The 12740-nt window shown below is 27.3% G+C and carries 10 protein-coding genes and 2 pseudogenes; 1 reads left to right on the top strand and 11 read right to left on the bottom strand.

Annotated elements, in window-relative coordinates; all coding sequences use genetic code 4:
- Window positions 1–188: 188 nt before the first annotated feature.
- The 9 genes and pseudogenes from EHU54_RS02125 to oppB all read right to left on the bottom strand — a co-directional run bounded on the left by EHU54_RS02125 (window position 189) and on the right by oppB (window position 10938).
- Window positions 189–707 (bottom strand): hypothetical protein, encoded by a 519-nt coding sequence (locus EHU54_RS02125; protein ID WP_400248694.1) that lies wholly within the window; start codon window positions 705–707, stop codon window positions 189–191.
- A 144-nt stretch (window positions 708–851) separates the two neighbouring features.
- Window positions 852–1157, bottom strand: coding sequence for an MMB_0454 family protein (locus tag EHU54_RS02130; RefSeq protein WP_400248695.1), 306 nt, complete (start codon window positions 1155–1157; stop codon window positions 852–854).
- A gap of 31 nt (window positions 1158–1188) precedes the next feature.
- Window positions 1189–1746, bottom strand: a pseudogene (efp, locus tag EHU54_RS02135) (elongation factor P).
- Window positions 1747–1887: 141 nt separating this feature from the next.
- The gene (locus EHU54_RS02140) at window positions 1888–2535 is read right to left on the bottom strand and encodes a hypothetical protein (RefSeq protein WP_400248696.1); all 648 of its coding nucleotides are present in this window, start codon (window positions 2533–2535) and stop codon (window positions 1888–1890) included.
- A 1-nt stretch (window position 2536) separates the two neighbouring features.
- A complete protein-coding gene (locus EHU54_RS02145) occupies window positions 2537–4711 on the bottom strand; it encodes an ABC transporter substrate-binding protein (RefSeq protein WP_400248697.1) in 2175 nt (724 codons plus the stop codon).
- Window positions 4712–4713: 2 nt separating this feature from the next.
- Window positions 4714–6948 carry an oligopeptide ABC transporter ATP-binding protein OppF gene (oppF, locus tag EHU54_RS02150; protein ID WP_400248698.1) on the bottom strand — a complete coding sequence of 745 codons (2235 nt, stop codon included), beginning with the start codon at window positions 6946–6948 and terminating at the stop codon, window positions 4714–4716.
- A gap of 1 nt (window position 6949) precedes the next feature.
- Window positions 6950–8653, bottom strand: coding sequence for an oligopeptide ABC transporter ATP-binding protein OppD (gene oppD / locus EHU54_RS02155; protein WP_400248699.1), 1704 nt, complete (start codon window positions 8651–8653; stop codon window positions 6950–6952).
- Window positions 8654–8683: 30 nt separating this feature from the next.
- Window positions 8684–9676 (bottom strand): oligopeptide ABC transporter permease OppC, encoded by a 993-nt coding sequence (gene oppC, locus EHU54_RS02160; protein ID WP_400248700.1) that lies wholly within the window; start codon window positions 9674–9676, stop codon window positions 8684–8686.
- Window positions 9677–9693: 17 nt separating this feature from the next.
- Entirely contained in the window at window positions 9694–10938 is a 1245-nt protein-coding gene (gene oppB / locus EHU54_RS02165) for an oligopeptide ABC transporter permease OppB (RefSeq protein ID WP_400248701.1), read from the bottom strand.
- Window positions 10939–11141: 203 nt separating this feature from the next.
- On the opposite strand from oppB, the gene EHU54_RS02170 reads away from it, so the two are divergent.
- Window positions 11142–11612, top strand: a complete 471-nt coding sequence (locus tag EHU54_RS02170) for a hypothetical protein (protein ID WP_400248702.1) — start codon at window positions 11142–11144, stop codon at window positions 11610–11612.
- A gap of 129 nt (window positions 11613–11741) precedes the next feature.
- Here EHU54_RS02170 and EHU54_RS02175 read toward each other — a convergent pair whose 3' ends face one another.
- On the bottom strand, window positions 11742–12008 hold the full coding sequence (locus EHU54_RS02175; RefSeq protein ID WP_400248703.1) for a hypothetical protein: 267 nt from the start codon (window positions 12006–12008) through the stop codon (window positions 11742–11744).
- A gap of 276 nt (window positions 12009–12284) precedes the next feature.
- A pseudogene (locus tag EHU54_RS02180) lies at window positions 12285–12740 on the bottom strand (hypothetical protein); the annotation flags it as partial.

The raw sequence follows: 12740 nt of genomic DNA on the forward strand, positions 1-12740 counted from the left end.
AAGAANNCTATTATTATAAATAGCATAGAAGATGTATTTAAAATTAAATAATTTAAATAAAAAAGTCATTTTTCGTTGTAGGAAAATATTAAATTTTAAATAAAAGACATAATTAATTAAAATTATAATTTGCTATTAGTATCTTTTTAAAAATATTTACAATTATTTTAATAGGTTATGCAAGAAGTCTATTGTATAATTGTAGTTCGGCGATTATCTGGTATTATTCCAAGATTAATGTTGTTTCTATTATCAAATAATACATAAGAATAATTATTTTTATTTGAATTACTTGTAACAGGATTAAGATTATAAAAAATTGAATTACCTACTTGAATTTCAATATCAGGATCTGTTTCAAAAGTTACTCAAATAAAATTATTTTCTGGGAAACTATTATTTTCTAATGTTTCTCGCAATACAATTTGTGCTTGATTATTTAATAATCTGTTAATGGTTATATCATTTCTATTAATATTTCTATTTAAACGAACAACTTGGTCTAAAATATTTTCTTCGCTATTTGTAGGAATTTTTCCTAATTTACTATTTTTTATTAATTTTGGTAAAAATTTATCATTACTTTCTCTTTTCTTTCTTTTGCAATTTTCTATATCATTTTTTTCATAACTACTAGCAGCAATAACAGTTTGCATTGTAGTTCCACTGATAGTTAATACACATAATAAACTTAGTAATTTTTTCATTTTGTATTTCCTTTCTGAAATTGTGATAATTTTGTTATGTTGCTAAATTAATAATTGATAAATTTTTAATATAAAATAATACTATCATTAAAAATCAATTAAATAAAAAAATATTTTTTCTATAGTTACTTCGCTATTAAATTATTAATGATGATAAGCGATACTAATATTTTTTGGTTTAATTTGTAATGAATAACTTAATTCTTTCATAATTGCTTCATTAATTTCAACTGTTAAATCATTTAGGTTTTCTTTTGCCATTACTTTTCCACTAATATAAATTTGCAATAATGAATTATCAATCATCCGACATTCAACTTTATCTGCAAAATATTGGTGAGTCATACCACGGATTGCATATAAAATAATCTTTTTAATTGTTAATAAACTAACAACAATTGTCCCACGATGATTATTTTCAATTGTTAATTCATTAAAATTATTATTCATCTTCAATCTCTCCTTTTATGAATTGTTAAAATTAAGCTCGTCCGGAATATTTTCCATCACTAGTTGAAACAGTAATAACTTCTCCTTCTTTAATAAACAACGGAACCTGTAATTCTCAGCCAGTTTCTAGCACTGCTTTTTTCATTGCACCAGAACTAGTATCACCTTTTACTGCTGCTTCTGCCTCAGTAACTGTTAGATCGACCTTATCTGGTAAAATAATTCCCAATACTTCACCATCATATTTGGTAACAGAAGCCATTACTCCTTCTTTTAAAAAATTTTTTTCTCAAACTAAATTAGTTGAGGGAATTTATAATTGCTCATAAGTTTGCGTATCCATAAAAATGACATTCGTACCATCATCATATAAATATTGCATTTCAACATTATCAATCATTGCTTTTTCAACTTTATCACCACCAGTGAAAGTAATATTTGTAGTTGCATTGCTACGCAAATTTTTAACTTTTGTTTTAACATGTGCTTGCCCACGACCAGATTTTGAATGTTGTGCTTTAATTACTACGTAAATATTACCCTCATATTGAAACGTTAATCCTGGGCGAAAATCGTTTACACTAATCATCATCTTCTTCTTTTTCTATTGTTCGTAGTTTAATTATATCGTAATTTTAAACAGATAGTTATTAAAATCAATAAAAAGGAGAAAATTTCTTTTAAACAAATTTTCTCCAAATATTTTAATTTTATAAAATTGTAAGGTAACCTAAATATTAATACGCTTTTCACCACGATATCGATTTGAAGTTGATAACGCCTTAATAATAACATAATCAGTTGTTTTAGTAATTGCAAAATGACGGGGTGAGAAATAAAATGTTGGATTTAAGATAGCAAAATAAGCCATCATATTCTCAACTGGTAAGGCTTTTAACACTTTCGCTTCATAATTAAATGTAATGGTATCTAATGCAAGTGGTTGGGTTTGATATAATGTTATCGAAATAATATCAGTTTTATCTGCAAAATGGATACTATTCTTATTAGCAATAATTTGTACTCATAATAATGCTGTCTTTGCACCGCCACTTGCTAGTGGTTGTCAAGGTAAATCAGTTCACGATTTTGAAATGCCATCCTTGTCATAATAAATAAATTTTAATTCCGCATTTGGAATTTCACCATGATATTCGTTTGTTTCTAATGCATCATAAACTGCATTTTGAAATATCGTTTCAGTTACTTTTGTGGTTGGTTGTTGTGTTTCAAAAACAAAAATTAAAGCTAATTCACTTTTAAATAAAGATAACGAAATTTTACTACGATCACGCGTTTCCATTCTAACACAACTGACAACAGTCGCAGGAACACTAATAACCATTAAAGCCGTAAAAGATGTTAACAACTTTTTCATATTAATAATCTTCCCTAAACGCCGCATTATCAGTTTTAATAATTGCTAATTGTTGTTGATAACGTTTTTCAATAATTTGTCGTTCTTGTGTCGTTAGTAAGTACGGATTTAAAACCATTCCTCAATGTTTATATTTTGAACTACCGTACCCAATTGTAACTTGTGTTCGTGGTATTACATATGAAATTCGAATTTGATATGATCCATTTGGAACATAAACTGGAATAAACATAAAATTAGTATAAATAGCATTAAATTCAACTTCGGCAAAACCTCGATAACGATCAGCTAAGCGAACGGGATCAGTAATTTCATCACTTGCCGCAATTTGGTTAGTATAATTTTTAAAAACATTATAAAAATTTTCAATTGCTGTTGTATTTTTTAAAAGATTTCAATATGGATTATTCAATTGATCCTTAACTGTTGCATAGTCTGGTGCAAGGTTATTCGTTAATTTTAGGTCACTAAAAACCCGTGAAGTTCCAAAATAATATTGTAAATCACCACCTAAGGAAAAGGTATGTAAGTAAGTATATGGATCAGCATAATCTGGTGATCATCTTCCTGCTTGCATATCTCAATCGGCTTTTTTACGACGGGTTTCATATTCTGTAGCATCAACAGTAATATCTGGAATAATTTTAATTACATCATTTTCAGCGTTAAATGAGTCAATCATATTCAATAAAAATTTATTAATTGTTAATGTGTATGCTCCATTCATTAAAAAGCGAAATTCAACTTGTGAAGCACCAATATTTGTTTGTAATCAAGTGCGAATATCATTTAAAATATTATCATCATTTTTTAATAAATCTTTGTTATGATATAAAGCATCACTACTATCTTTTAATAGTTGGCTGGCAGCCATTGCATTACCATCTAAAAAATGGTTTGCATATGCTTCTTCAACATATGACGCATAATCAACACCCCCATTATAAACAAAATAACGTGCAGTATAAACATTTCGTAAAAACTTGGAAGTTGGTGAATCATCTAGGGCTTCGGAATAATATTTAACAAATTTACTACGGTCTAGTTGGGTTGCTAAATATTTTCGAACTTTATCATATTGTAACGCCTTACTTGCATTTAATGCTTGCTTAGCACGAACTGGGTTTGAATTTAAAATATCACTATTCGCATAATTATGAATAATTGTATATGTTGTTGGATCAGGATTAATAATACTTGATGCACCACTAAAAATTGGATTAGAAGGATTAGAACCAACATATTTCTTTCAACCATTACTATCTGTTGGTTCAACTAGAAAATCATTAACATCACCTGATTCAAATAAAACACGTTCACGCGAAACATCATTATTTGCTAAATAAGTATAATTTAATTTATCAATGTATGTTAATTTGGCATGTTGATAGGCGGGGTTTTTTCGCAATAAAATTTGTGAAGTTGAACTATATTTTTCAACTAAATATGCTCCTGAATACCAAATATTTTTATAATTGGTCCCATAATTATAACCTTGTCGTAACGCCTTTTCTGGTAATGGTGCAAAAGCTAAATAAGTCATTAAAGTATCAAAATATTCTGCTGACTTTGTTAATTTAATGGTAATTTCATCATCAGCCTCATTAATTGTCATTCCTAATTTTTTTCAATTTAGATCATTATAATAATCTGGTTGATAATTACCTGCCTGAAAATACTCTCAAATTTCTTGTGCCCCACTAATAAAAGTTCGTCATAATCCTGATGTTGCCGATAAATTCTTTGGAAATAAAACAAACTTAGCAGTATTAATCATATCACTAGCTTTAACTTGCCGTTGAAAATTACCTTGATAATCAAATCATTTTGCTTGTGGTGAAATTTTATATTTTCATTCACTTTGATCAGCATTAGGAATTCCAACATATTTTGATGTTTTATCTTTTTGCTCAGCAAGATCACCGAAACTACGATTATATTTATCAGTTGCTACTAATGTTCCAAGAACATCAGCTAAAATTTTATTATCTTCAATTAACATTGTTGATGCACTTGATCATGATGTTAAGGGGAATTTAAAAATAGAACGAAAAAAATTATCGGTAATTAAACGATTTGCTAACAAATCTAAACTAATTCCACATGAAACAACTAATGGTGTTACTGTTGTTATTGCCGTAAAACTAGCAAAAAATGCCAATTTCTTTTTAAACATCGTTACCCCTCCTTTCTGCCAACTGCCATAGCAAGTTTAGCTTTTGCTGCAGCAATTTCACGTGAATTCCCAAATAAATAGTGCCCCGTTTTAATTTCAGTAAACTCTGGTAAATCAAATAAGTAATCTCAATGTTCTTTTTCTGGTTCATAGATAAAATGAACTTTTTCTTTTTCATAATTTGGATTAGGTAACGGAATTGCTGATAATAATGCACGCGTATATGGATGTAATGGATTAGTAAATAATTCTTCAGCGTTTGCTAATTCAACAAGTTGACCATGATAAATAACAGCAATTCGGTCAGCAATAAACCGAACAACCGATAAATCATGGGCAACAAAAATATAAGTTAAATTATATTGTTGTTGAAATTTTTTTAATAAGTTTAAAACTTGGGCTCTAATTGAAACATCTAATGCTGAAATTGGTTCATCAGCAATAATAAATTGTGGTTTCATAATTAATGCCCGAGCAATACCAATTCGTTGTCGTTGTCCTCCTGAAAATTCATGTGAATAACGTGATAAATGTTCTGGTAATAATCCAACCTCTTTTAAAATGTTTAAAATTAAGAAATGTTTAACATCACGATCTTTAATTTGCTCTAACTTTAATGGTTTTTCATTTTTTCCTAAATTATTATTATAATAAGTTAAATATAACTGGCGAGCAGTATTATTTTGATATAATTCAGGAAAATTTGTTAACCCTTCTCCAATAATTTCTTCAACTGAGATTCGATCGTTTAATGACGAAGATGGATCTTGAAAAATCATTTGAATTTTTTTCTTTTGTAAACGATTTTCTCGCCTTGTGGGTAATTTAAACAATTCCGCATTTTTAACAATTTCATCAATTAATGGTAAATCTAATAAATCTAATAAACGATTAGAAGCAATAATGTCCAATTCTGAAGTTTTATACTTCTTACCTACTCATTGATAATATAATTTAATTGTTGTTTGATCACGAAAAACCCCATGTCGTGCTAAATATGATAAATCAGCAAGCATCATTTGTTGCTGTTCTACTGTTGCACTTTTCTTAATCAAAGTCATTAATCCTTCTTTTCATTCATTATTTGGTAATGTTGCTAAACTTGTTTTCAAATTAGACGTGGTTACTAATTCATTTAATGTCTTTGCCATATCTGTTGTTGCAATTTTTATCATTAAAGCACTGGTTTGATATGCTTGCTGTAAGGCAATAATTGCTTGTGGATTTGTTTGCGATTCTAATTCCAACTTTTGTAATTCCTGTAAATATGTCTTTTCAAAATCATTTTTAAAAACATTAAAACGTTTATTATAACTTAAAATATATTTTTTTCGTTTTCCCTTCGGAACAAAAAGAATAAAAACTGCCCGTTGATTTTTATGTAAAAAATGAATTTCATTTAACAATTTAGTATGAATTGATAATAAATTTGCTAATTGTTCAAAAGAAGCATCATAATATTTTTGTGTTTGTTCTAATACAAGGTTTTCTTTTAGAGCATTACGATTTTCTTCTAATTTTAAAAGAACTTTATAAATTTGATGCCCTAATAAAATATTTCCTTCAATAATTTCAATATTTCCGCGAACACGATCTTTGATTTCTTCTTCTAGGGCAAGAGATAATGATGGAATTCATTCATGCAAATTATCCATAAAACGAAAAATTCGTTGATAAGCTTTTAACATATCTTTTAATAAAATTAAATTATGTTCATACATTTCTTTTACTAATGTAAAATGATTGTTACTATGATTAAAATTTAGTAAATCAACTTTCTTTAATTCAAGGTCAGTTGTTATTAAATATTGCTTATTTGTATAGGGTATTAATTCTTTCGTATTAACAACATATTTTTTATTTTCAAAATAACGATAATAACTAATTTTTAAATTATTAATATAGTTACTTAAATTTTTATTTAATAACATATTATTATTTCGTAATAATCGCAATTTTTCATTAATATCTAAATTAATTTTATATAATTGTGGTGGTTTTCCCCGAATCAAATGCTTATCCATATAAATGGTTCCATCTTTAATTGGTTGCACACCAGCAATGGCACGGCCAATCGTTGTCTTACCACTTCCCGACTCACCAACAATACTAAAAATTTCTCCACGGTAAATATCAAAACTTGCCATTTTAACTGCATTTACTTTTTTATTTTTTTGGCGAAATTGAATTAACAAATCGCGAACCATAATAAACTGTTCTTGTTCGTTTTTGTTCATCTTAATCACCTACCTTTGTATCATTTTTAATTTGTTCTAACTGTTGTAATTGCTTTGGTTTTGTTACTTTTGCAGCTCGTGGATCTAATAGTCATGTTTTTGCATAATGTGTTTCACTTACTTTAAACATTGGTGGTTCTAATAAATAATCAATTTTCATCGCATGTTGATTACGAGGAGCAAATGGATCTCCGTATACTTTTGCATATAATGATGGTGGTGAACCATGAATTGAATAAAGGTCTTCCCCTTTTTGACCAAATTGTGGTAAAGAAGATAATAACGCTCAAGTATAAGGGTGCTTTGGATCAAAAAAGATATCATTCACTTTTCCATACTCAATAATCTGACCAGCATACATTACAGCAACCCGATCAGCAATATTTGCGACAACGCCTAAATCATGGGTAATAAAAATAACAGTAAATTTATATTCTTTTTGTAATGATTTAATTAAATCCAGAATTTGTGCTTGAATTGTAACATCTAAGGCTGTCGTTGGTTCATCACAAATTAAAACTTTTGGTTGACAAGCTAAAGCAATTGCAATAACTACCCGTTGGCGCATTCCACCCGAATACATTCTTGGAATATCATGATAACGCTTTTTAGCCTTTGGAATTCCAACTTTTTCTAGTAATTCAATTGCTGTTTTTTTTGCCATTGCTCGTGACATTTTACGATGTTTTCGTAATACTTCTGAAATTTGAAAGCCAACTGATAATAATGGATTTAACGATGTCATTGGATCTTGAAAAATTGTTGCTATTGTTGGACCACGTAATTTACTAATTTGTTTTGCCACTTTTAATTTATTGATAAATTCAAAATTTTTAATTAAATTTCATTCTTCATATACATTAGAAAAATTAGCAGCATCCAATGGTTTTCCACTCGCCATTAACTGATTTAATTTGTTAATCCGATAGCGAATCCCATCGGTATAAGTTTTTTTACTAAAATAAGTTTGAATTTTACTAAATTCTGTTGGCAAAGGAATAATTTTTTGCTCAAAATAATTTTTTAAAAACTGAATATTTTTCCCTAATAATTGTTTTTCACTTCAAGTTAATTTTTTAATTTTGTCAATTTCATTCTTATAACCAACAATTCGATTTTGTAAAAATTCAATCTTTTTTTGTTTTAATTCAGGATTTAACAACATCTCTTGTTGATTTTTATATTCCTTTAATTGTGCATTAAGTTTTCCTATTTTATTATTAATTCGGTTTGAATGACTAAAACTAATTTGTTTTTTTAACACTTCAATTTTATTTTGTAAATCAATAATTGCTGTTTGCAAATTAGTTAATTCCAAATTATTAATCATTTTTATTTTTTGTTTTGTTCTAATAATTCGTTTTTTATTATACTTAATAATATTTTTTTGTAAGTTATTATCTAATAAAATTTTATGGAAATCAACTAAATGAACTGGTTTTCGAAAATACGCTAAATCATCCGCTAAAATATTTTTTGAAGGCGAATAAACAATTGAACCATTACTAATTCAGCCATTACTTTCTAACATATTAGTAAATGTTTTCGTCATAACTGACTTACCACTCCCCGACTCGCCAACAATTGCTAATGTTTCACCATCATAAATATCAAAAGAAATATTTCGAATAGCAGTTAAAACATTGGCACGAGTTTTAAATTTTATTATTAATTTTTTAATTGAAATAACAATTTCTTTTTCCATAAAGCAACATCTCCTTTTAATACGTTATTTTTATTTATAATGGTTTTTGGGGTCTAATGAGTCAGCAAATACTTTTCCGAATAAGAAAAATAAAACCGATGTTCCAGCAATAAAACAAATAGGAATAATTAATAAATGTGGATAATCTTGTCACTTACTAGATGCTAATACTTCATTTAAAATAAATCCTAATGTTGTATTTTCACGTCCTTGGACAAAACCAAAGTTAAAGTAATTTAATGTTGAATCAATTGCAATAGCCATTGGTACAGCAAAGGATGCTGTTTGAATAATTAATGGTAAAATTCGTGGCATAATATTTTTTGTCACAATTTTTGGTCCAGATGTTCCTAACATTTTTGAAGCAAGATTATATTCGGTATTTCGGACTAAAATAATTTGGACTCGGATAACCTCTGCCAAAGTAATTCAACTAGTAAGTGATACGGCAAAAATAATCACGGGCATTTTTTTACCTAAAGCAAAAATAATAATTAATCATAAAATTAGTGTTGGTACTAAATTTAAAAAGCGTGTAATTTCAATAAATAAAATATCAAATTTTTTATAAAATCCTCAAATTGAACCAACAATAACACCAATTAAAATTTGAATTAAGGCAATTATTAATGTAAATAATAAGGTTGTTCGCATTCCAATTCAAATTTTATCTCAATAATTCTCACCATTCATCCCCAGCCCAAATAAATAAGTTGCATTTGGAGCTAAAGGTTGTTGATAATTAGGAATTGGTAAATCAGCAGGTAATGGGTTCGCAACTTTACCAATTGGGACAATCGCTGTTAATAAGATAATTGCAAGTAATAATAATAAACAAACAATAAACGTTTTTTTAGTAATTAAAATTTGACCAACTACTTTTCAATAACGATATGATTTCGTTGAAATTCGTTCATTCTCTTCTAGTTGAGGACCAACAATTTCAAATAAACTTGAATCTAAATAATTATTAATATCATAACTTTGAAAATCAAGTAACTCTTCATCTGTAACTCTTCGCATCATCTTTTCTCCTCTCTTTATTTTGTTAATTTTACTCGTGGATCTAATATCGCCATCATAATATCGGCTATTAAACTAGTAACAATTCCAGCCGTTGCTGTTAATAGAATATATCCCATGACAACAAAGGAATCCTTGTTTCCAACACCCGAGACAATAAATTTACTCATCCCTGGAATTGCTCAATTTTGTTCAGCAAAGATACTTGCCCCAAAAATTGTTGTTACAAAAGCTGCTGGTAATAAACGAAAAATTCGAATCCCCGCATTACGGAAAATATGAATATAGAAAATATAACGATTAGTCATTCCTTTTGATAGGGCAAACTTAGTATAATCAGCAGTCATTTCATCAATAACATATCGTCTTGTATTAATAACAATTGGTGGTGTTATCATTAAAAAAATTGCAAATACTGGTCAAAATTTAGTATCAAAAGTTCCCGAACTAAATAAACCATGAGCATAAAAAACATTAATTGAAATTAAATAAATCCCTACGACTAAAACAACCGGTGGAATTGCTAAAAAGATAATTGACCCAGCATTAATGGTATTATCAACACCACGTTCTTTATTTTTTGCCGCAATGATTCCTAATGGCACACCAATTAAATAAGCTAATAACACTGCAACTGACCCAAAACCAAATGAATACGGAATTGCTCGTGCAAAGATATCTGACACTAATTCTCCTGGTTGTGCTACTGCTGTTGAAAAAACAACTCCTAAGTAAAATCATGTTGTAACTTTTTCACCAACTAATTCACCAGTTATTGGATCAAAAGTACTATTAATAATTATTGTTTTTTTAATAAAAGGCATAATATTTCGTAAATATGTTCCTAATTGACTTCAAATTGAGCCATATACTCCAAAAATTTTCATTCTTTGCTCCAATAAAGCATTATATTCTGGTGTACCTGGTAAAATATTTAATTTATCAATATCAATGTCTTTAATATAAATATCATCGGGAGTTACTAATCGCAATAAAATAAAAATTACACAAATTGCTAGCAATAAAGTAATAATTGCAAAAAAGATTCTTTTTAATGAATAACCTATTAATGGAAAACGATCAAAAAACTCCCGACAGTGATGATTAAAAATTGCCATTTTATATTTCATTTCAGTAAAAAGTGATGTTCGTTTATTTGCTTGTTGATAATCTAAATCAACATTAACAAACTTATTATCATATTCTTTACTAATATCAAAATTGGTTTTAGAAATATCTTTCTCTTTTTTAATATTTTTCATATATTTTTTCCCTCCCTAGTTCTAAGGAAAAATAAAATGTCCCTTTTATCAAATTTTAATAAAATAATGTGCTTAAAATAACTTATTCAAAATAATGTACTTGATACAAAATATAATTTTATATTATGTAATTATATTTTACTTTTTGTAAAATACAATATAATTTAATAATAAATTTAAAAAATATTAATGTGAGGGAAATAATGGCAAAAAAGAAAAATATTTTTAAAGAATTACATCAATTAAAACGTGAAGAAAAAGAAATTCATGAAAAAGAAGTTAAAGAAATTGTTGAAGAAACATACCATAATCAAACAATAAAATTAGAAACTTATCAAAAACTAAAAAAAATTACTTGATACCATTATTTAATTGCTATTTTAACTAGTGCATTTTTACTTGGAATTAGTTTTTTATTAGGAATTTTTGCCTTTAAAGATATCAAAAAAACAGAATGAATTGTTGTTAGCTTCTTTGTTTTAATTTTATTAATCTGATTAATTTTAGGCTGATATAAAAATAAGCAAGCCGCAGCTTACTTTAATGATCATCGTCGCCGTTACCAGTCCACTTTAACTGACGAAGAAGCAATAATTAAAAAAACACGAAAAATATTATTAATCATTGCTGGAATATTATTAATTTCTTCAATAATTATCTTTTTTACTATTTAATTTATTTTTATAAAAATTAACCAACCTTAAATTCTAGCATCTGTAAAAATACAAAGTCACTATCATTAATAACTTGTTTACTGCTAGGTCTAATAAAGAAACTATAAGCAAAAGAATTATAACCAAAATTTATCGTATAAAAGGGAAAAATGTTTTTAGTCGTGGTCTAAATACTTCTACAACAAAAAAACCTTGCTTTTTGATTAAATTAATTTTATATTTTTGATTTCCGTGGTTATTTAGGTATATCTTGAACTTAGAATTTAAATCTCATTTATATTTTTCTTTAAAAAAATTAAAAATGGGTCTAAAAATTGGCGTAAAATCCTTTGTTTCTACTTTTTGCTCTCAAACACTAGCACTTTTAACTAATGCATCAAACTCATTTTGCCGCATCTTAAAAACCAAACGATAATTATCCTTCCATGTTTCTAATTTATAATAATGTCAAAAATCTATTACTATATTCCGCAAATTCCTGTAAATATAAATCAACTTTCTCTTTCCCAACTAAAACTCTAATTTTTGTTTTAAAAAATATTGCACTATTTGGTTTTGGAAATGGTAAATTTTCAATTCTACTTTGGTTTGGCTTAAAATTGTATAGAATGCTCCTTATATTAATAATCACCATCTGTTGGCATATTTTTTTATAAAATTTTAAAAAGTTTTCTACTGTCAATTTTTTTCAGGATACCCCTCTCCCGCTCAAACCAACACAGACTCACTTTCATATAAGTGACTCGTAATATAAAAGAATTTATTATTCATATTATTTGTCAGGGTTGAGCGAACATTATCATAAAATTTAATTTCTTCCTTTTTTAGTTTTTCTTTAATAAATGAACAAACTAAGAAATCTGGGTCAATATCGTTAAAAAACAAGTCTTCCGTACAAATAATTTTATAATCTAGTGGTTTAAAAATATTGTCAATAAAACTAAGAAAATATTCTTCTAATTTATCTTGAATATTTCTTAAAATTTCTAAATTATTAGTTATAACTACTACAGGTTCAATGCTATCCCTCGCTTGCATTCCTTTAAATCGCACTTCATAAGGAATATTAACTTGCACTGTAACTCCCAATACCGCTTCCGAAGTACCTTTTAATAACTTTTTTAAAAA

Origin of the sequence: Spiroplasma sp. ald (genome assembly GCF_044714355.1) — a bacterium.
Taxonomy (GTDB): Bacteria; Bacillota_I; Bacilli_A; order Mycoplasmatales; family Mycoplasmataceae; genus Spiroplasma; species Spiroplasma phoeniceum.